This window comes from Flammeovirga pectinis, assembly GCF_003970675.1.
In the GTDB taxonomy this organism is placed as follows: domain Bacteria; phylum Bacteroidota; class Bacteroidia; order Cytophagales; family Flammeovirgaceae; genus Flammeovirga; species Flammeovirga pectinis.
This window is the reverse complement of the sequence record NZ_CP034562.1, coordinates 188,830-213,430: the sequence shown is the minus strand read 5'-3', so window position 1 is coordinate 213,430 and position 24,601 is coordinate 188,830. Positions and strand designations below refer to the sequence as shown.

Below are 24,601 nucleotides of genomic sequence, written 5' to 3'. Positions count from 1 at the left end.
GATATTTACCCGAAGTTACTGCTTAAAACTTATTTTAATACTAACGAATACTATTTAAAAGTATCTTTTTATCAAAGAAGTTTACAACTTTCAACATTTTGATTAAACGATATTGGCCTTTCTCTTTTTAGAGTGAGGCCTTCTTTTATTTCATCAATTATAATGTAAAACCTGTAGATATAAGACATGGTTAAAACTCAGTAAACTATAAAATTAGAGTGAAACAAAATCAAATACCTTACACAGGTGAACTCTATTATTATCGTCAACATCTTTTGTTACATTTTATATTTATAGTGCTATAGGTATGGGTTATATTCCATTAAACATCACTAATTACCCCCATAGTACTATGTAAGGTATTACTAAAACCATTTATTAATTAACAACCTATATTCACTATACCTATCAAATAACCTTTTGTATTACATCTTTAAACCTTTTTTTAAAACTGCGGTAGAACTTCTTCAAAAAAGAGAATGTTATACGCTCGTTGATATTTAAAACAATATCCACAAAGACTTAAAAGCTACTATTAATACTTATAACTGTTTATTACCTATTTACCCTTTTAAAATGAGAAGCATACTATTTACCCTTAGAACGTGCATTCTAACTTCATTTGTTCTACTCTATACTTTGAGTAGCTATGCACAACCCGGCGATTTTGATTGTCAGTATGGTACTTTTAAATTTTCACACCCCGAAGGAAAATCTCAGCTAAACAATTCCTACATGTATACGTCTGGTACACATACAGGAAAAATGATTTTAGTAGGATCAACTTATGAAGGTAGTACTGCTAAATTTGGTATCTGTAGAGTAAACCTTGACGGAACTCTTGATACTACTTTTGGTACCAATGGATGGACGAAAGCTGACTTCTTTAATTATTATCAACATCCTTATGGAATTGCACTCAACAGTGATAATGAAATATATATTGTAGGTAATGCTGCTAACCAAAGTCAAAGTAAAATTTATGGAGCAATTTTAAAACTTACCGAAAATGGTTTAAAAGATACTAGCTTTTCTAGCGATGGTATGCTTACTTATTTATCTCCTTCTAGTTACCATACTAACTTCAATGATATAATTATTCAATCTGATGGTAAGCTTGTTATAGGTGGTCAATGGGATAGTACAGATGATCAACTTTTATTTGTAAGATTTAATGTAAATGGAACGGTAGATTCTAGTTTCGGATCTAGTGGTGAACTACGTATGAACGTTTCTTCTTCTGGCTCATTCATGGAAGGGATTTCTGACATGACTGTAGCTAGTGACGGTGATATTCTTGCTACAGGATGGCATTTATATAGTGGAACAGCAAAAAATGAAGCATTTGCAATACGTATTACTGCAAATGGTACTAGAGATACCTCTTTTGGTTCTAATGGTTACGTAGCAATTGATTTAGGTACTGGTTCATCTTCTGGAAAAGGTATATTCGAAGATACTAATGGTAAAATTTATATTGGAGGTAATAGTAACAAAACTCATTCAGATGGATCAGATTATAGAACTATTGGTGCTGTAAGATTAAACGCTGATGGTACATTTGATACCTCTTTTTCTGATGATGGAAAGGATGAATTTTTTGCTGAATATCCTGGTTATGGCACCGTAAGTATCGAAGTTCACGGCTCTTTATTACAAAGTGATGGTAAATTTTTAGTTACAGGTGGTACTTATGGTACAACTGTAGCACGTTGGGATACAGATGGAAATTTAGATACTACTTTTTCTGATGATGGATATAATCATTTTGAAGGACATTCTAATGATTGGGGATATCAGATTATGGAATATGGAGATAGACTATATCAAGTTGGTTGGGCAGATGACCCTGATACAGGAGAGGATGGTAGAGGTTTTACTTTATTTCGTTTATTTAAAGAAGATGTAGACATGATGTACAATCAGGCTACAACAGAAAACGCCCAATCTGATTTTGTACAAACAGGGAATGACATCACTATTGCAGGAGGTAAGATTGAAGTATGTGGTAAATTAAACCCTTTCAATATTAGTTCATTAACGTTCTCAACTAATGGGACTACAGATATAGATGATATTACTTCTGCTAAACTTTATTATTCTACTACTAATAGTTTTACTTCTTCAGATCAATATGGTACTACTATTACATCTCCAAATGGAAATATGGTATTTACAGGAACTAAAGATCTAGTTGCTGGAGAAAATTATTTTTGGTTGGTATATTCAGTAGAAAATTCAGCTACTCTAAATAATTCTTTAGATGCTGATTTTACTTCTTTTGTAATGGATGGAACTACTAAAACACCAGATGCTACAACAAATACATCTGCTATTTCTATCATCAATTACATATTCTTAGAAGGATTAGGTGAAGGTACTTGTTCTTTACCTGTAGGTTGGACTACTGTCGATAATGATAATGATGGTAGCAATTGGATTATCACTGATGATAAAAATGACCTTGCTTATGGTGTATGGACAGATATGATTTTAAGATCTGGATGTATGATTGCAAGTGAATCTTATTCTGAAGACACTGATACTGAAACTGCTCCGGAAAACTGGTTAATATCATCAGCAATTGATTTAAGTAGTTATACAAGTGTTGGATTATCTTATTGGATTTCTGGATTCGATTTATACTCTACAGAAGATGAAATGACCGTACTTATTTCTACTACAACATCTGATATCAGTAGCTTTTCATCAATTCAAGATACATATACAGTTACAGGAGCTACATGGGAGCAAAAAAACATTGATTTATCTGCCTACGATGGTCAAACTATTTATATCGCTTTTAAACACGAGGAAACAACTGGTGATGATATGGGTTGGGGTTTAGCATTAGATGATATCATGCTTATTGGTACATTATCCAACCCAAACACTCCCCCAACAATTGCTACAAATAATACCCTCACACTTAACGAAGGTGGAGATGGAACAATTACACCAAATTATCTATCTGCTTCTGATGTAGAAGAAGCTGCAACAGATTTAATTTTTACAGTAACAACTGCAGCAGCTAATGGACAGTTGTACTTAGAAGATAATAATGGAAGAAAAGCTGCCGCTACTTCTGTTACCCAAACTGACTTAAATAATAATAGAGTTAGTTATACTCATGATGGAACGAATACTACTTCGGACCAAATAATTTTTACGTTATCAGATGGGAAAGATGATGTTACTGATGTTACATTTAATATCTCAATTACTGCAATAGATGACACTACTCCTACTTTGGCAAATAATACAGGAACTTCTTTAGCAGAGGGGGCTACTGCCAATATAAGCAGTACGCAATTGTTAGCTACTGATGAAGACTCAGAGGATACATCACTTACATTTGCTATTTCTTCCTTGCCTAGTAATGGTACTTTATACAAATCGGGTACAGCACTTACTACTCAAAGTACATTTACAAATACAAAAATAGATCAACTATCGTATATACATAACCATAGTAATACTACTTCAGATCAATTTACTTTTACCGTTTCTGATGGTACAAATACATCAACAACACAAAGTTTTAGTATTACAATTACACCTATAGACGATACTCCTCCAGCTGTAACAAATGGTGGGAAAACGATGAATGAGGGAACTACGCATACATTTACAGTAACAGAATTTACAGCAAGTGATGAAGATTCTGACGATGCGACCCTTGTCTTTACTGTAAATAGTTTACCTACAAATGGTGTCTTAAAATTAAACGGTACACTTGTAACTGTGGCTTCTACTTTTAATAGTAGTGCAATCGGAAACCTTACTTATGAACACAACGGAGATGAAACAACCACTGATAGCTTCAATTTTATTGTTTCTGACGGTACAAATACTACATCAGAGCAAACCTTTGCATGGACAATATCTGCGGTTAACGATGCTCCAACTGTTACCACTAACACAGGTAAAACAGTGAGTCACTCATCTACACATACTTTTACTCTTTCAGAAATTAATGCTTCTGATACAGATAATGATGCCGTAGATTTATATTTAATTATAGATGATATACTCCCTACTAAAGGAACATTATATTTAAATAGTAATGCTCTTACAACAGGTAGCCAAGTTACATTAGCAGAAATCAACAGTGGTGTATTTACTTATTCACCTTCTGATCCATCCGCTACTTCAGATTCTTTTACGTTTACAGTTTCAGACGGTACAGATGCAAGTAGTATCACTACTTTTAATTATTCTATTACCAACCAATCACCTACTGTAACAAGAAATAATAATCAGACAGTACTGGTTAATAATTCATACATTTTTACTACACTGGTACTTAATGTTACAGATATAGATGATACCGACAATGATTTGAAAATTGTCATCGACGATGTTCTTCCTCAATCAGGAACATTATCTTTAAATACGACTGCATTAACTACAGGAAGTGAATTTAGTTTACAAGATTTGGTAGATGGAAATGTTAAGTATCAAAATAATGGAGCTACAACTACAACAGATAGTTTTAGTTTCAGAGTATACGATGGTGTAAATTATTCTGCAATTACAGTTTTTAATTTTACCATTACACAAAATGCACCTCCTTTAGTAACGGTAAATACGGGTAAAACTACCGATGAGGGTAGTGAATTTATAATAGACAATACCTTAATTTTTGGTAGCGATGCAGACGATGCTGATTTTGTTTTTATGTTAGCTACTGTTCCTACAAATGGTACATTGTACTATCAAGGTACAACTGTAATGGAGGCAGATAATGCATTCTTACAAAGCAGTCTAATTAATGGAGATATTAAATATGTGCACAATGGTAGTAATACTACTTCAGATAGCTTCACTTTTGCTGCTACTGATACAAAAGCTGTATCAGACATTACTACTTTTAGTATTACAATAACTCCTGTAGATGATGACACTCCTATTCTTGTAAATAATACAGGAAACACAATTAATGAAGGTGACAATTACTTATTCACTAGTACAATGTTATCGTCTTCTGATACAGATACAGACGACACTACTTTAACCTATACATTAAGTAGTGCTCCTAGTCAGGGTGCTATCTCTTTAAATGGTACAGACCTTACAGCTAATGGAACATTTACTACTGCGGATATATCAAATGCTTTGGTAAGATATACCCAAAATGGTAGTAATTCAACAGCTGATAATTTCAATTTTACTGTAACTGATGGTACAAATACTTCAGTAGTAAAAACCTTCACTACTACTATTACCCCTGTAGATGATGATGTTCCCTACATCAGTAAAAATACAGGTAATACAATAGATGAAGGAGGAAACTATGCATTATCATTAACTATGTTGAATGCATTAGATAACGATACAGATGTAAGTAATTTAACGTTTACTTTAAGTAGTATTCCATCTCAAGGTACTCTAGTATTAAGCGGAACTTCTCTTTCAGTAGGAAGTACATTTAACCTCTCTCACCTATCTGATTTTGTAGTTATCTACACACACAACGGTAGTAACTCTACCACAGATAATTTCAACTTCACTGTAACTGATGGTACAAATACTTCAGTAGTAAAAACCTTTACTACTACTATTAATCCTATAGATGACACTACTCCTACGTTGGTAAATAATACAGGAACTTCTTTAGCAGAGGGGGCTACTGCCAATATAAGCAGTACGCAATTGTTAGCTACTGATGAAGACTCAGAGGATACATCACTTACATTTGCTATTTCTTCCTTGCCTAGTAATGGTACTTTATACAAATCGGGTACAGCACTTACCACTCAAAGTACATTTACAAATACAGAAATAGATCAACTATCGTATATACATAACCATAGTAATACTACTTCAGATCAATTTACTTTTACCATTTCTGATGGTACAAATACATCAACAACACAAAGTTTTAGTATTACAATTACACCTATAGACGATACTCCTCCAGCTGTAACAAATGGTGGGAAAACGATGAATGAGGGAACTACGCATACATTTACAGTAACAGAATTTACAGCAAGTGATGAAGATTCTGACGATGCTACCCTTGTCTTTACTGTAAATAGTTTACCTACAAATGGTGTCTTAAAATTAAATGGCACACCTGTAACTGTGGCTTCTACTTTTAATAGTAGTGCAATCGGAAACCTTACTTATGAACACAATGGAGATGAAACAACCACTGATAGCTTCAATTTTATTGTTTCGGACGGTACAAATACTACATCAGAGCAAACCTTTGCATGGACAATATCTGCGGTTAACGATGCTCCAACTGTTACCACTAACACAGGTAAAACAGTGAGTCACTCATCTACACATACTTTTACTCTTTCAGAAATTAATGCTTCTGATACAGATAATGATGCCGTAGATTTATATTTAATTATAGATGATATACTCCCTACTAAAGGAACATTATATTTAAATAGTAATGCTCTTACAACAGGTAGCCAAGTTACATTAGCAGAAATCAACAGTGGTGTATTTACTTATTCACCTTCTGATCCATCCGCTACTTCAGATTCTTTTACGTTTACAGTTTCAGACGGTACAGATGCAAGTAGTATCACTACTTTTAATTATTCTATTACCAATCAATCACCTACTGTAACAAGAAATAATAATCAGACAGTACTGGTTAATAATTCATACATTTTTACTACACTGGTACTTAATGTTACAGATATAGATGATACCGACAATGATTTGAAAATTGTTATCAACGATGTTCTTCCTCAATCAGGAACATTATCTTTAAATACGACTGCATTAACTACAGGGAGTGAATTTAGTTTACAAGATTTGGTAGATGGAAATGTTAAGTATCAAAATAATGGAGCTACAACTACAACAGATAGTTTTAGTTTCAGAGTATACGATGGTGTAAATTATTCTGCAATTACAGTTTTCAATTTTACCATTACACAAAATGCACCTCCTTTAGTAACGGTAAATACGGGTAAAACTACCGATGAGGGTAGTGAATTTATAATAGACAATACCTTAATTTTTGGTAGCGATGCAGACGATGCTGATTTTGTTTTTATGTTAGCTACTGTTCCTACAAATGGTACATTGTACTATCAAGGTACAACTGTAATGGAGGCAGATAATGCATTCTTACAAAGCAGTCTAATTAATGGAGATATTAAATATGTGCACAATGGTAGTAATACTACTTCAGATAGCTTCACTTTTGCTGCTACTGATACAAAAGCTGTATCAGACATTGCTACTTTTAGTATTAAAATAACTCCTGTAGATGATGACACTCCTATTCTTGTAAATAATACAGGAAACACAATTAATGAAGGTGACAATTATTTATTCACTAGTACAATGTTATCGTCTTCTGATACAGATACAGACGACACTACTTTAACCTATACATTAAGTAGTGCTCCTAGTCAGGGTGCTATCTCTTTAAATGGCACAGACCTTATAGCTAATGGAACATTTACTACTGCGGATATATCAAATGCTTTGGTAAGATATACCCACAATGGTAGTAATTCTACAGCTGATAATTTCAATTTTACTGTAACTGATGGTACAAATACTTCAGTAGTAAAAACCTTCACTACTACTATTACCCCTGTAGATGATGATGTTCCCTACATCAGTAAAAATACAGGTAATACAATAGATGAAGGAGGAAACTATGCATTATCATTAACTATGTTGAATGCATTAGATAACGATACAGATGTAAGTAATTTAACGTTTACTTTAAGTAGTATTCCATCTCAAGGTACTCTAGTATTAAGCGGAACTTCTCTTTCAGTAGGAAGTACATTTAACCTCTCTCACCTATCTGATTTTGTAGTTATCTACACACACAACGGTAGTAACTCTACCACAGATAATTTCAACTTCACTGTAACTGATGGTACAAATACTTCAGTAGTAAAAACCTTTACTACTATTATTAATCCTATAGATGACGACCTTCCTTACATTACTGTAAATACAGGTAAAACTATAGATGAAGGAAGCAATTTCACATTCTCTACAAGTCTGCTTGATGTAAGTGATAATGATACGGATTTAAGTAACCTTATTTACACATTAACTGCTATCCCAACCAATGGTAATTTAACTTTATCTTCTACTGTTTTAGCCGTTGGTGATACCTTTATAAAAGCTGATGTTACCAATTTAGTATATCAGCACAATGATAGTAATACTACTTCAGACCAATTTGCTTTTACTGTTTCAGATGGTACAAATACTTCTACAGAAGTTACTTTTGCCATTACAATTACTTTAATAGATGATGATGCACCAAGTATGGTAGTAGAAAATACTTCTCAGTTATTAGAAGGAGCTACTTTAAACTTTAGTACGTCGGAATTTGATGCAACAGATGATGAAATTGATAACGCCAATATCATTGTAACCATAACTAGTTTACCAGTAAATGGTCAGTTAAAAAACAATGGAACTGCAATTGCGATTAATGAAACATTCCTGTTCGGTGATATTGGAAATATCTCTTATGAGCACAACGATACCAATACAACGTCAGATCAATTTAGCTTTACTTTAGGCGATGGTATTAATACTACCACTGCATTTACAGAACAGGTTATTATTACTGCAGTTGATGATGATCTACCGGTATTGACCACAAATACAAGCCTTACTCTATTAGAAGGTGATGCAGCCATTATATCAAATACTAATTTAGTAGCACAAGATGCTGATTCTGACAATAGTAGCTTGATTTACACATTAATAAGTACGGTAAAAAATGGTCGTTTATCAATTGGAAGAAAATCACTTTCTACAAATAGCACATTCACGCAAAGTCAACTGAATGGAGCAAAAATAAAGTATACGCACAATGGTAGTAATACTGTTTTAGATTCAATTAAAATAGAAATTACAGATGGTACACAAACCTCTGCAATAGAAACTTTCTATTTTGTTATTAATCCTATTGATGATGATGTTCCTATAGTAACGATAAATACTGGTGCTACTATTAATGAGGGAGGATATGTCAATCTATCTACCACATTACTTGCTGCTACAGATGTAGATATTGATAATAATAATTTGAAATTCTTTATTGTTGATGGTGTTTCTAATGGTAAGATGAGTAAAGGTAGAAAGAGGTATAATTCGGGTAGTTATTTTACACTAAGTGATATTGCAAATGGCAGTATTAAATATACTCATGATCACAGTAACACCATAGAAGATAGTTTTACATTTTATGTTTCTGATGGCACTTTAAGTTCTTCTACGCAAAGATTCACATTTACCTTAAATGCTATTGATGACGATATTCCTGAAATGGAAACTATGACAGACTTGTTCTTACATATTGATAGTGCAGATGTTATGATTACGCATGATGATCTTCATTTTTCGGATGATTTATCTAGTACGTCAATGATTAGTTACCAAGTTATAGATGCTCCTGCACATGGTTTGCTATACAATACTTCTTTGGCTATAGAAGTAGATAATTTTACACAAAATGACATTGATAACAACATTATTCAATATCAATTAATAGGTGAAGATATCTCTGCTGATGAGTTTTCAATTATGGTTTCTGATAGTGTAAATAATACTTCTAGTATGTTTACTGTTATTATTGATATAATGGCTGAAGATGATTTTACTAATATCTATGCAGGAACAATTAATGCAACAAGTAATGCTTCATCACCTGTATCTAAACAATTGTACCATAGTTTATACCTAGATCAGATTCCAATGGAAACAAATCTTCGTATGCTTACTACTGCTTCGCACGGTACAATTAGTTATGGTACAGAGGTATTTACAGATTCTACAAACTTTAGAATTGAGCGAATCCTTACAGATAGCATAATGTATAATGCACAAGAAGTAGATGTTGTTACCTACGATTCTGTATTATTTATAATTGAACATGCTCTTACTGATGATAAAATTTATCAGGTAAATTTCAAAATTTCACCAGATGCTGGGGTTACTGCTCTTGTTGAAGAATTAGATGCGAATGTTAAAGCATATCCTATGCCTTTTGATAACGCACTTACTATTGAAAGTGACCTTTTATTTAATCGTTATAGATTACTTTCTAATACTGGGCATTTAATTACTCAAGATGCTTTTGATATGGTTGGAAGAAAAAATATTAATATTGGTACTATTGCAAGTGGAGTCTACCTATTAGAATTGACCACTAAAGAAGGTATTATTCATAAAAAAATAGTAAAGAAATAGATAAAAAACAGCTCTTAAAAAGCCCTTTATCCTTCTGGATAAAGGGCTTTTTTTATAAATTGAAGTGATCAGAGAATTAAAATAATTATATTTTAATCCTATTGTGCTTAAACAAAAAAATACCCCCTTCATTTTTCAACAAAGAGGGGTATATGTTTGTAGGTTAGTTATGTATGTATGTCTTTTCTACTTAAAACGTCCCATTCCGGCACCTTCTACGCTATCACCGTAACCACCAGCTTTCGTTAATTTTTCGTTTAAGATAGTTTGTCTATGTCCCCATGTTCCATTATTGGCAGGCCCATTTCCATCATCAACAATCCATCCTTTTACTGCGTGTTTTGGATCGCTATCAGCTTTCCATCTAGGACCCATTATTTCTGCAGAACCTTTTTCTTCTTTTTTACTTAATTCAAAACCAATCCATCTTTTAGGATCAGTACTAAAATCACCATGTCCATCAAGAGATTTTACTCCATTTTCAGCAGGTCTACCATCCGCTGTTGCGTAGAATTCCCAATTATCTATTCTATTTACATGAGAAAGATAAAATACACTCCATTTATAACATCCAATTGTAAGTTGCTCATCATAAGTAACATCCTGAGGATTATGTCCAGTTTTAGAAATCTGACTAGTTACTTCTGCATAACTCATTTGGTTTTGAACTAACTTCTTGCTTAAGTCTACTCCTAAATAATCTTTAAGGTAACTTTCCCAAGCTGCAGCTCCATTTCTATAAGCTTCTCTTGCTTTATTTACTTCTGAAATAAACCCATCTGCCCATTTCTTTTCTTCAGCTGAAATAGAAGATTTATTAATTAAATCGTATAATTCTTGTTTAGTTAATAACTCAGCCCCCTTAGGTGACCCTGGATAATCATAAGCAACAATACCTGTATTAGAAATATGACTATTTAAACCTGCTATTTTAACTAAACTATTTTCTTTATCTGCTTTCTTATCTACTTTACTAGTAACTTCTTCGGTACGAAAACCTTCAATATCTTTTTTAGGAGTAATATCTGTTTCTTTATTTTTTGAACATGAAAAGCTAAGTGCAACTAGTGCAGCAAAAAGTATTTTTTTGGTATTCATAATGTTTTTGATTGAAGATGAACGATTTACATATTAAAGACATCTCCAAAAGAGAATCAGACATTTTTACTTTTGTAATAAGCGTTAATGTTGATTTAGGTTTAGGTTTAACCTCTATTTATTATATCAACACCAGAAATTATTCCTTTAAAATAAAAAGAGCGTATCATCAATTATTTGTTAGATGATACGCTCTTTCTGATTTGAATATTTTATTAAGCCAAGGCAAATTCTCTTTCGAACCTACTGTAATCAATTCTTACAGGCTTATTATTATCATTTAACGCTACAAAAATAAATACGCTTTCCATTACTTTTTCTCTAGTATCAGAAAACATATCTTCTGCGTACATTTCTAATACCACACGCAATTTAATAGGATCGGCTTTTTCTACCCTACCAATTACTTCTACTATGCTATTTGGTGCAATCGTTTTTAAAAACTTAATATCTTCCGTTTTTAAAGTAAACATTTTCTGCCTCGTGAACCTCGTTGCTGTTATATACGCTACTTCGTCCATCCATTTCATAGCTTCTCCGCCAAATAAAGTATTATTAGCGTTCAATGTATTAGGAAAAATCACCTTACATTGCTTTGTAACCGTTCTTCTTATTCTCTCTTCCATAGCTCCTTTAAAAATAGTATGTAAAGGTAAAAACATTGTGAAAGATGTTGACTATTTAAATGAGCAAATATTCACTTAATTACGATTTCTAAAATCAGTTAAAACATAAAAAAATCCCTGAAATGTAACTAAATACACTTCAGGGATACTAATTCAATTTTACTTAACTACTTAATACTATTTCTTAAGTTCTTTAGCGTAAACCATTACTTTTCTTTGTAAACGGTCTAAGTTTTCTGTGTTAGTAATATTAATTTCAATTGCCTCCATATAAGCTGCAAATGCTTTTTCTTCGTCACCTAAACGAACATAATAGTCACCTAATATTTCTAATGTTTTATGATTTCTTTCTACAGTAATTGCATGGTCTATCCATTCTTTTGCTAATGCTAAATCTGCATTCCAGTTAATAGATAATTCTGCTGCTTTAGCGTATGTTGCCCAATCAGAAGAAGTTGTATTTTCTATCATTTCCACTAATTTTTCAGCAGATGCATCAGAAGGTTTTTCAACTGGTGCAGCAGCAAATAACGTAATAGAAAATAATGTTGCGATTAAAGATGTAATTAGAGTTTTCATAGTAATGTATGTAATTAATTTGACACTTGTTATTTGTCTATAGTAAATCCATAGTTATGCCATAAAAATACAACATATTAATAATCAACTAATTAAGTATCAAAATAGATTATTTAATTATTTACACTTGTTCACTATCGAACATGAAATTTCTATAGTAGTACAGTTTTCGTCCAGGTTTAGATATTAGATATCATCTAAAACATCTTTAAAGTTCTCTCCTGCATTCAAACCAATTTTTTTTCTTAAACGGTACCTAGATTTTTCTACTCCCCTTGTAGAAATATTTAAAAGTGTAGCTATCTCCTTGGTTGTTAGTTCTAATTTTAAATAAGCCATTAACTTTAAATAGGTAAGTGTTAAGTCTGGGTATTTTTCTTTTGCTCTTTTAAAGAAATCTTTATGAATTTGATCAAAATGTTGTTCAAAATATTCCCAATCATCTTCTATCTTAAAACCTGTATCAATTATTTTTAATAACCCTCCTACTTCTTTCTTTACTTCTGCATTTTCTATGTTATCAGAGAAATTATTAATGTTTGATTTCACCTGATTCATCATTTCATTTTTATTGACCATCAGTAAAGTATTAGACATCAATTTGGTATTGTGAAGATCTAATTCTGCCTTTTTCTCCTTTACTTCACTTTCTAACTGTAGTTTTTCTAATTTAATTTGATCCTGCTCAGATTTTACTCTTTCAAGTTCTACTTCTCGTTCTAAAAACTCATTTTCTCTTTTAATTTTGATATACCTCAATCGCCAAAACAACCAAAATAAGAAGAGCACAATTACACCTATTATTATTTTAAATGATGTGGTTTCGTAAAAAGGAGGAAGTATCTTAAATTTTATTGCTTTTGATGGTTGAGAAGGCCCCATATTATTTACCCTTACTCGTAAGGTATAATCTCCTTGGTCTAAATTGGTAAAAGTAATAGATCGTCCTTTAGGCAAAGTGATCCAATATTTATTAAACCCTTCCAAGTAATATTCAAAAGTTACTTTTTCTGAATAGGCGTAAGTAACAGCAGAGAAACTAAATGTGAGTACATTCTCTTTTTTAAAGAACTTAAGTTCTTCTTTCATTAAAAGTGGTTTATCTAAAACAACTCTATCATTGATTAATTTACCAACAGAAATATCTTCGTTAAATATTTTTAGTCCCGTAAAAATCACATCAATTTTTTCGTGCTGCTCATTAATATTCTCTGGTGTAAAAAATACTAACCCGTTTACTGTACCAAGGTAAATTTCTCCTGTAGGAGATTTTGCGACTGCACCATGAAAAAAAGTATTTTCTATAAGTCCATCACTTTCATCAAACCGAATTATTGTTCCATCTTTCTTTACTTTTGAAAGTCCATTATCTGTCGTAATCCATAGGTTTTGATTATTATCTTCAATAACCCCCACGATGATATCACTTGATAAACCCTCTTTTTTCTTTAGTACACTAAAACTATCTTTATTTCTATTGTATTGGTACAATCCTTCTCCTGTACCTATCCATAAACGACCTTTAGTATCTTCATGAATAGCATTGATATATCCATTTTTCAAAGTAGAATTTTCATCTTCTGGCAGGTAAACTCTCCATCTTTTTTGAACAGGATCGTAACAATTTAAACCATAAGAAGTGCCCATCCAGATTAAGCCATAACTATCTCTAGTAATTGCTCTTATAAAATTTATAGATAAGTTGCTATTGGGGTCATGTGATTGTAAAAGCTCTATAGATTTATCTTTTAAATCAAGAATAAGGACACCTCCACCATGTGTTCCAATCCACATTTCTTGGTGTATATCTTCATAAAAACACCGTACATCTCTATCTGGTAGTTCTATTCCCCAATCCTTTTCAATATTAATAAATTTATTTTCTTTGGGCTGATAAACGTATACTCCTTCCAGATAAGTACCCATCCAAATCCATCCTCTACTGTCTTTATATAAACTTAGAATTTTCTCTGGAACATCACGATTACATAATTGGTCTACTACTTTAATTGTACCTTCTGATAAGATATTTAGCTTTCCTCCGTCTGTACCAATCCATAGTTCATCATTATTATTCAACAATGCAGAAACTTGAGAATGACTTAGAGAATATTTCTCTGTTGGGTTATAGGGAATACTTTCTAATCCCTTAGTATGCTTTTTACTACTTATTCCTCCTTGATAATGACCAGCCCAGAGGTTTTGTCTTTTATCAATAAATAATGATCTCACCACATTATTGGCCAACACATTAGCCTGGTTAACTTTTTTGTTCCAGTGTGTACTTTTTTCTGTTGCTATATCATAAGTATAAATTCCCTGCCCATCTGTAGCAATATAGACCTTACCATTACTCTGTTCTAAATCAAAAATAAGTGATGACGTGCTTTTAGATGTAGCAGAATAATTTACTTTAGAAAACTGAAATGTTGTGATATCATACTTGTATAAACCATCTCCATAAGAAGAAATAAGTAATGTATTATTTCCTATATCTTCCGCATCGCTAAAAGCAAAAAATGGTTCGTATTTATCATAGCCAGAAAATTCATAGACAATTTTATCCATTTTTGGGTTCAGTACAACAATTCCTTTCTCATGAGAAAAAATCCATAATTGCCCTCTTTTATCTAAAAATAAATTCTCTATTCTTATTCCAACATCTTTAACTATTTCCTGATTTACAATCGAAAAGAAAGTCTTAGTATGCCTATTAAATCCTCTTACACCACCTCCGTTTGTTCCTATAATCAGAATAGAATCAGATAATGTAAGTATTCTCATTATGGGTACATCATAATTGCTGTAAGGACTTTTTGATGGGTACTGTTTAAATGTATCATCTTCTATATTAAAAAGATCTAAAGAACTTGCTGTTCCTACCCAAAATTCTTTCTCGTTAATGTATAAAAGAGAAAGTACCTGATTGTTTGAAAGACCCTTACTCGTTGACTTTGTATAATTCTTAAAAGAGTGTGCATCATACCTTGATAATCCATTATCTGTTGCCACCCAAATAAACCCAAAATCATCCTGACAAAACTGATTAATTGTATTGTGAGGTAAACCATCTTTCATAGAGAGTGTATGGAAAACGGGAAGTTGCCCATACATTTTTAATGAAATTAGAAGTAAGAAGAGTGTTAGTTGTTTCATAGCTGGTAAAAGTAAAATATCATTAGAATATACTAGGAATAAGCACTCCGAATATAATCATGTTTTTCATACAAAATTGTTAACTCTAAAAGTAACAACTTTAATTTAGTTCTTTCCTAAAAAATAGAATAAAAAAACTTCTCCCCTATAGTATAGAAGAGAAGTTCTTTCTGTTGATCTTGATGTAGAACTACTTTACAATCAATTTCAATTTTTGAATACTATCTGCATATTCAACTGTAATAATATAAAGTCCTTTATTAAAAACACTTCTTGCTATTTGTGTTTTATTTGATATTGTTTGAGTAGAATAAATAGTTTTACCTTCCAAATCAAATATTCTTACTTGTGCACCTATAGTGTTAGCAGGATGATTAATAAATACATCTTCTTCAGTAACAGGGTTTGGATAAACTACTGTTTCTGTAATGCTAGAAGCTAAAGATTCTGTAGATGTACGTCCATTAGAAGCCGCTCCCATAATCTCTACATGTGCCCAACTTTCTTGTCCTTTAAAAGTAACATAATATTTACCGTCTTGCTTTGCAGGAAGGTTATTCATCCATAAGTTTGTTACATCCACTCCGTTAATTGTAACAGATTGTGCTCCCCAAGAATTGATATAATCAATATCTTCAGCAGTTACCCAACATTGTTCCTCTACACCATCATAAGAAAAATCTAATGTTATAGGCTGTGAAGTTTCACAACCTCCAGTTTCACCACCTTCAGTAACCGTAATTACTACTGCTGCATTAATTTGTGCGTTACTACTTTGTGCAGTAATTGTTGCTTGTCCTTTTGCAATAGCTATTACTTCTCCTGTTGTGCTTACTGTAGCAATTGAAGTGTTAGAAGACGACCATGTAATACTTTTATCTGAAGCATTTGAAGGTACTACTTCTGCAGATAATTGCGTTGTAGCATTCACTTTTAAAGTTATAGCATTCGCTTGAAGATTTAAGCCTGAAACAGCAATATTATTCCCACCATTTTTAGTAAATGAGAACCAATTGATGTTAAAACCTCCAATGTTTGCTTTAATACCAATTTCATATTCACCAGCTGATAAAGTTATTATATGTTCAACAGTTTCCCAGTTTTGCCATCCTCCAGTAGAAGGTATTGCAACTGTTCCTAAAACATTTGAACCTGCGTCTGTATCAATTTGTAATTCATTACCACCGTTTAAAGATGCAATTCTATACGATACTTTATAACTTCCCGCTTCTGTTACAGAAATTTTGTAACTCATCCAATCTTCGTCATCAATATAACCAATATTAGATCCACCGTTATTGTCTAAAGTCGTTTCTACTTGTATTCCAGACATTGCACAAAAATCTTCGCTTTCTATTTGAGCAGGAAGAGCTACAGCAGTACATTCTACAGGTCCACCTTCTAATGGATTCCAGAAGTTACCTGTTATTGTAAACATGTATAAAGCATACAACGTAGTGTTAAAATAACCACTTGGCGATTTATTTACTAAATAGTTATACGCTCCATCTATCTTATCCTGACCTGCAGGTGCATACATATAAGATGTTGCAAATGATCCAGAGAAAGTTGCACTGTTATTTGTACCGTAAGATGATCCATCCATATTGTATCCATCTACAATACTTCCTAACCCACCTTTTTCTTCTGTAAATTGGTAACTTTGGTTTATGTAATCACCTGCTTCAGAAACACCGAACCAAGTATAATCTGTTGCCATTCTCCAAGGAGTACGTGCAGCATCGTAATGATATTTTGTTCCTCCTTCGAAATATCCACTAGCATCTCCAGAAAAAGATCCTCCCGAAGTACACCAATCTGGAACTAATCCATAAGAAGGATTTAAAGTTGATTTTATATTAGCTAGTATCTCATAACATTTTGCTACAACTCCATTCCAATAGCCTTGATCGTTAGTATATTCTCCAAATACTCTAAAATAAGCAGGTGTAAAATAAGATGGGTTAGTAATGTTATCACCACCCCAACCCGGACCAGGTCTAGGAACAAGCGTTGAAGAAATTTCTTTGTCTTTAATAATACCAATCATGTCTCTAGCTAAAGCTCCATAATTTAGAGTGCCTCCGCTACCCCAATTTGCTTCTGCAACAATTAAAGCAAAAGCATAATCAAATTCTGCATCGGCAGCACCACCCGTACATCGGCCATCACCGTAGCCACAATCTGTAGCCACTTCCCAACAACCTTGGATTTTCCAATCCATTACACCATCCGCATTTTTAAAACGGTTGTAGTACTTTGTTAGACCATCAAATACATCTCTGTCTTTTGCATAAGCAGATAGAAGCATACCGTATGCAATACCTTCAGAAACAGATTGGCTAGGTTTATCAAACCTAACTCTAAATTCTCCTGTTTCGTTACAATACTCTAAATAACCGTTCTTCCAGTTATTATAAGAAGCCATTGCGGCACTGTTGCTTCTTGCACTTGGCATGTTACCATACGGATAGTTTACTGAGTTTAGCGACTGAGCAATTAGTAAATGGCTCGTCAAAAGAATAGTAAGTAAAAAAATAATTCTTTTCATCATAAAAAATATTTATTAGTGTATTTAGAACACTCAAATATTAGCTATTGGATCTTGAGTTCTATTTTTTTGGGTACGACAACCCTACGACTTCCACGGTTATTGATGTAGACAAAAACTTCCTTCATATAAAAAGTATTTCGTTTACAGAAACCTCAAAAACAATCAACGATCTTATTATCAATAAGTTACACATACGTTAAGATTACTATTTATAAAACGAAAGACTAACAAGAGAAGACCATTTAACGACCATAGATATGAAGCTAAACTCTGCTTACTTCTCAGTAATAAAAACCACGAGCAGTGTATTCTTTAAGCTGCAAAGATGTATTTAAACAAAAAAACTTCTCTCCCACAAAGCAGAAGAGAAGTTCTATACCAATTTACAATACAATAATTATTGCACAACTAATTTTATCTTTTCAACCTTATCTAAATACTGAATTGTAATAATATACAATCCTTTATTGAAGGCCTTTTTATCTATTTTTGTTTCTTCTGATGTGACAATAGAAGAATAAACATTCTTTCCTTCCACATCAAAAATATTTATTTCTGCTCCTAGAGATTCAATAGGATGACTAATATGTACATCACCTGATGTAATTGGATTTGGATATACTTTAGAGGAAACCTGATTGAATTCACTATTCAAACTTTCTCTCTGATTAGAATTACCCGCTCCTTCAATTTCGATATGTGCCCAAGATTCAGCACCCTTAAAAGTGATGTAATACTTACCGTTCTCTTTTGCAGGGAAATTATTCACCCAAAGGTTTGTAATATCAACCCCGTTAATAGTAACTGTGGCTGTACCCCAAGAGTTGATATAATTAATATTGTCAGAAATTACCCAACATTGTTCTTCTACGCCATCGTAAGAGAAATTTAAAGTAATTGGTGTTGCATTTTCACAGCCTCCTTCTTCTTCTTCTTGGCCTGTAACAGATATAGCACACGTTTTTTGTATTGATGACACACTACTTTGTGCTGTAATAATAGCATTTCCTTCTGCTAATGTAATTACTTCTCCTGCTGAAGAGACAGTTGCTACAGTTGTATTAGACGATGACCAAATCACAGATTTATCAGTTGCGTTAGCAGGTAATATGGTTGCTGATAATTGTAAAGACTGATTTACAGCAAGATTTGCAGAACTTTGAGATAAAGAAAGAGCAGTCACTTCAATATTTTCACTCTGTGTTTTAGTAAATGCAAGTGATTTGATATTAAAGCCTCCCTTTTCAAAAACAAATTTAATAGTCTTTGTTCCAGAATTAACCGTTGCCGTTCCACTCTCCTGAAAAGAAAACGCTTCCCATCCACCTGTACTACTAACTTGTACCGTACCAGAAACATTTACACCATCAATTTCTATATGATATTCTCCGCCAGTACTATTTGCTGCAACTTCTGTAGTAATCGCATATTGTCCACTTTCTGTAAAGTTAACCGTGTAACCTAACCACTCATTATCTTTTGTTTCACCAATATAATAAGCTCCATTTCCACCAACTTGATAGATATCTACTGCATCGTTTCTAAAAGTCCAATTAATATTCCAAGCGTCTCTGTCACCATAATCTCCAATTGCACCTTGTTCAAAATAAGCATAGCCTTGTTTTCCTAAATCATAATTTACGGCTGTAATATTATCTGCAGGTAAGTTTACAACTTCATAAGGTTGCGTTGCATTTGTACCTACTGCCCTAGTTGTTGCATCTATCACAGAATAGTTATATTCACAATTCTCTAATCGAGTATTTACAGCCCATTGCATTAATGCTGCTTTCGCATTTGTTACAGATGGTTTTGCACCTTCACCACTCCAATAATCAAGAATATCCTGTATTCCCTGAGGCTGATCTACCTTTAATAAACCTTGAATTTGATTTACTTTTTTCAATGGCCAAAAAGAGAATCCAATATTGTTTGCTTCTAGTAATTCGAAGTTTTCGCTATACCATTGATTTGAGTTTTCTCCTGTTTCACCACACCAAATAGGTGTATTTGTAGAGTTTCTAAGATCGATAAATTCTTGAATTGATGCTTGATCTACATCCGTCCAATATTTATGAAAAGCATATACCATATTGTCATCAAATGCAGGAGTTAAGCCCCTGTAATCATTTGCCCACCAATTACCTTCTATAAATACAATATGATTACTATCTACTTGTCTTAGTTCCCATAAAATAGACGTATAAAGATTGGAAAGCATTTCATTCTGATCACCTAATTCCCAATTTGTCTCATTTAATAAATCGTAGCCTGCAATCCATTCTTCATCAGCATATCTAGACGCAATTTCTCTCCATAAATGCACTGTCTTAGACCTGTTCTCTCCGCTTTCCCAAAGTGATGGTTTTGCAGGGTTATAATCAGAAATAGGTTGATCTTCTCCTTGTCCGCCTGGAGCTGCGTGTAAATCTAAAATAAGATAAATTTGATGTTGCTTACACCATCCCAATAAGTTATCGATAAGGTTATAACCTTTAGAAAGCACCGTACTTTGCCCTTCTACTGGCTCTTCTTCTATTGGAAGTGTAAAGAGGTTATAGTGTAATGGTACACGAATACTATTAAACCCCCAAGATTTAATTTGAATAATATCAGCTTCTGTAACCATATTATCTAACCATGCATCTTGAAATTCTTGTGTGTTTTGTTCGCCAATTACATCAATAATTCCTTGCTCAATTTCCCATTGTGGTCCAAAAGGCACTTCCATAATATAGCCTTCTTGTACCATCCAACCGTCTAGGTTTACAGAATTTAATAAGAAGTTATTGCCATTACCATCTACAATATTTTTACCATCGGTATGTAGAAAATTACCTTGTGGTACTACATTCCCAGTAATGCTAAACCAATTGATGTTAAACCCACCAATGTTTGCTTTTATACCAATTTCATACTCTCCTTGAGGGAGCGAAATGTCGTGCGTTATTGTTTGCCAAGTTTGCCACCCACCTGTTGCAGGTACAGTAATAGTACCTAAAACAGTAGTACCTCTATCCTTGTCAATCTGAATTTCGTTACCTCCATTAGCAGAAGCCACTCTGTAAGATAGCGTATAAGTACCACTTGCAGGTACACTGATATTGTAACTCATCCAATCGTCATCGTCTATGTAACCTATATTAAGATTACCCGATTCGTCTTGTGTTTGTTCGGTTTGTATTCCCGACATTCCACAGTAATTTTCACTCTCAATTTGAGATGGTATTACTATAGTGTTACAGTTATTAATAGTTAGTATTTCTCCTACTACAATCTGGTTTGCAAGTAATAGAAGTAAAATAGAAAGAGCTTGTTTCATAATCTAAAAATTAGTGTTGATAATACACAAATATTCATTAAAGCATCAAAAAAGCCATATTTTTCACTACGACAAACCTACGACAAACCCTCTTTATATGTAAATAAGAGCACTTTTTAACTAAAAATTAGTTGGACAAGGTGAAATTCCAATAAAAAAGAGAAAAGTTATGTTGTTAAGTAAACTCGATTAAATCAGCATAAATAATCTTTAGAAAAGAGCTTTATTTTTCATTCTTCAAAACATTAAATTTGTATTTAGTTTAGAAATCAACAACCTTAGCTTAACAAAAAAAAGCTACTGTAAATGATTAAAATTAGAACTTCCTTTACATTATTATTTAGCACTGTAATTCTATTTCTACTAATTATCTTAGTGATTTTTTTACGATTACTTGATAACAGAAAAGAGTTTGGTAGTATGCAATTTCAGCGTCAAAGTTCTTTTGCTTTAAGCGATTATTTAATTGATAGAAATAATGAACTAACTCGGTTATGTACCAATACTATTTATAGTAAAAATGAAATATGGAAAGAGGCCTATCAAAAGTTTTTAAATTATGATGACCCTTCTGCTCAATTTCTTAAAAGTGATTTTAGAGTTGATAGTTTACAAGCAAAAGGTTTTACTTCTCAAGAAATTCAATTGATTAATAACGCACTCTTACTTTCCAATAAAGCTATTCAGATAGAAAAAAAGGCTTTGGCATTACCTACTCAAAGTACCGCATTGGCTTTACTTCAACAAAAAGAATATCTAGACGCTAAGAACAATGCAAATGCACTTTTACTTTCTTTGGAAAAAAGAATAGATTCTCGTACTACAAAAACATGGAACGAGAGTAAAGAAGAAGGTTTCACTCTTTTTTATACTCTATTGCTACTATTACTCTTTGTACTTCTATTTTCTACGGCCTCTTATTACTTAATTAGATTAAGGTTAAAAAGACAAGAACGCATTGACAAAAAGTTTAAAGAAAGCGTAGTCGAATTACAATCTACAAAAGATAATTTAGTAGAAAGTGACCATCGATTTACTTTGGCTACCCAAGGAACGGGTATTTTAATCTGGCAATATGATTTAATAAGTAAACAACTCAATTGGTTTCCTAAAAATAGTAAGCTATTAGACTTTCCTTCTGAAAAATTGACGCCATCTATAGCATCAATTCAAGAACAAATTCATAAAGGAGATCTCGATCTATTTAATCAACAGTTTAAAAATTGTATTGAAAATGGTAGTGCTATAAGTATTGATGTACGTTGTTATACTGCTACAAAAGAATTAAAGTGGTATAACTTTAGAAGTGCATCAATTAAAAAAAACACACATATTGTAGGTACTTTTTCTGATATAAATGAGCAGATGAAACAAGAAGAGAAAGTGATAAATGCCATTTTAGAAACAGAAGATAAAGAGAGAAGTAGAATTGCAAGAGATATACACGATAGCCTACAACAAACCATGTCTACTTCTTTACTTAATCTAGAAAAAGTGCGTGTCTCTGATGAAATTTCTGATAAGGAACTGATGAATAAGTTTACTGTTGGCTACAATTATCTAAAAAAAGCTATTCAAGAAAGTAGAACTTTGGCACATAACCTTATGCCTAAAGTGATACATCAGAATGGAATTTCTCCGGCAATACAAGCTCTAATAAGTGCATTAGAAGGATCTACCGCTACTCAAATTATTTTTTACGACAACCTTAATGAGGAACGATTAAAACTTTCTGTAGAAATGACTTTATATAGGATTGTACAAGAAAGTATCAATAATGTTATCAAATACTCTGAGGCAGAAAAATGCACTATACAATTATTAAAATATAGCGATTTGCTCGTTTTAACTATAGAAGATAACGGTGTTGGGTTTGACTTATCAACAACAAAAAATACCTTTGGCTTAAATAGTTTAAAAACAAGAGCTGAAGCGATTGGAGCTTATCTCCAAATATCATCAGTTAAAAATAAAGGAACAGAAATAGTCTTAGAATTGGCTTTATAATTATGAATACCCCTATAAAAGTACTTTTAGTTGATGATCATAATATGATCCGAGAGGGATTAAAATCTTTCTTAGACAAAGAACATTTTGATATTATTGGTGAAGCAGTGAATGGTGTTGAGGCACTTCTTTTATTAGAAAAGCACAAAGTTGATGTTGTAATTACAGACATAATGATGCCCGAAAAAGACGGTATAACATTGTGTAAAGAAATTACAGCTCAATATCCATCTATTCATGTTCTTGCTCTTACAATGATGAACGAAAGCTACAACATCAAGAAAATGCTAAGCGCAGGGGCTAAAGGATATATTCTAAAAGATTGTACACAAGATGAGTTAAGAAAAGCAATTAAATCTGTAGCAAATGGAGAAAATTATTACTCTTCTGAGGTTACTTCTATTATTATGCAAGGGCTTTCTTCTCAGCCTGCTGTAAAGAAAAGAGTATTGACAGAAATACCTTTAACAGAACGAGAAATGGAGGTTTTACACCTTATCTGTAAGGAATTTTCAAATATAGAAATTGGAGAAAAGTTATTTATTTCTCCGCGAACAGTAGAAACGCATAAAAGAAATTTAGTTGAAAAAACAGGTGCTAAGAATGTGGCAGGATTAGTTTTATATGCAATAGAAAGAAACTTATTTACAGATCTATAAATCTTCTAAGGGATTCCCGTATTTATAAGAACTCTGCTTATTACGTACAATTATATTCTTTAAAACCATCACCTTTGATTCACATTAGAGAGTATAATTTTCAATCAAATAAGTAAAATTCAGATGAAAAATTTAAGATTAATAGGAAAGATGATAGTGCTATTTTTAACAATTAGCTTTTTCTCATGTAATAATGATAACAACGAATTAGGTCCAATAGAAACTCCAGAACATCCAATTGCAGATCCTGGACCTGTTCAACCAACACCTCCTGTTATCAATAATTAGGTTACTATTTACTTAGCTAATTTAAATCCTGTCCTCATGTTTTGCATGGGGATTTTTTTTACCTCTATTTTCTTGTCTGCGTGTTTCCCGTAGTTTTCTAATGTGGTTA

At 32.6% G+C, this 24,601-nt stretch carries 10 protein-coding genes; 4 read left to right on the top strand and 6 right to left on the bottom strand.

Translation table 11 applies throughout. From position 1 onward, the window contains the following. The first annotated feature begins 576 nt into the window (after positions 1-576). The gene (locus EI427_RS00845) at positions 577-10,203 is read left to right on the top strand and encodes a cadherin-like domain-containing protein (protein WP_126610774.1); all 9,627 of its coding nucleotides are present in this window, start codon (positions 577-579) and stop codon (positions 10,201-10,203) included. A gap of 186 nt (positions 10,204-10,389) precedes the next feature. Here the strand turns inward: EI427_RS00845 and EI427_RS00840 are convergent, their stop codons facing one another. The 6 genes from EI427_RS00840 to EI427_RS00815 form a co-directional block, all read right to left on the bottom strand. Then, positions 10,390-11,301, bottom strand: coding sequence for a hypothetical protein (locus tag EI427_RS00840; RefSeq protein WP_126610772.1), 912 nt, complete (start codon positions 11,299-11,301; stop codon positions 10,390-10,392). A gap of 215 nt (positions 11,302-11,516) precedes the next feature. Further along, on the bottom strand, positions 11,517-11,927 hold the full coding sequence (locus tag EI427_RS00835; RefSeq protein WP_126618292.1) for an acyl-CoA thioesterase: 411 nt from the start codon (positions 11,925-11,927) through the stop codon (positions 11,517-11,519). Positions 11,928-12,104: 177 nt separating this feature from the next. Further along, positions 12,105-12,506: a hypothetical protein gene (locus EI427_RS00830; RefSeq protein WP_126610771.1), complete on the bottom strand. Its 402-nt coding sequence runs from the start codon at positions 12,504-12,506 to the stop codon at positions 12,105-12,107. A gap of 186 nt (positions 12,507-12,692) precedes the next feature. Next, entirely contained in the window at positions 12,693-15,662 is a 2,970-nt protein-coding gene (locus tag EI427_RS00825) for a ligand-binding sensor domain-containing protein (RefSeq protein WP_126610769.1), read from the bottom strand. 190 nt (positions 15,663-15,852) lie between these two features. Further along, positions 15,853-18,216: a glycosyl hydrolase family 8 gene (locus tag EI427_RS00820; protein ID WP_126610767.1), complete on the bottom strand. Its 2,364-nt coding sequence runs from the start codon at positions 18,214-18,216 to the stop codon at positions 15,853-15,855. A gap of 397 nt (positions 18,217-18,613) precedes the next feature. After that, positions 18,614-21,538, bottom strand: a complete 2,925-nt coding sequence (locus EI427_RS00815; protein ID WP_126610765.1) for a carbohydrate-binding protein — start codon at positions 21,536-21,538, stop codon at positions 18,614-18,616. Between the two features lie 306 nt (positions 21,539-21,844). On the opposite strand from EI427_RS00815, the gene EI427_RS00810 reads away from it, so the two are divergent. The 3 genes from EI427_RS00810 to EI427_RS25825 all read left to right on the top strand — a co-directional run bounded on the left by EI427_RS00810 (position 21,845) and on the right by EI427_RS25825 (position 24,492). Next, entirely contained in the window at positions 21,845-23,545 is a 1,701-nt protein-coding gene (locus EI427_RS00810; protein WP_126610764.1) for a PAS domain-containing sensor histidine kinase, read from the top strand. Positions 23,546-23,547: 2 nt separating this feature from the next. Continuing rightward, positions 23,548-24,204 (top strand): response regulator transcription factor, encoded by a 657-nt coding sequence (locus tag EI427_RS00805; protein WP_126610762.1) that lies wholly within the window; start codon positions 23,548-23,550, stop codon positions 24,202-24,204. Between the two features lie 123 nt (positions 24,205-24,327). Continuing rightward, the gene (locus tag EI427_RS25825) at positions 24,328-24,492 is read left to right on the top strand and encodes a hypothetical protein (protein ID WP_155523267.1); all 165 of its coding nucleotides are present in this window, start codon (positions 24,328-24,330) and stop codon (positions 24,490-24,492) included. Positions 24,493-24,601 lie beyond the last annotated feature (109 nt).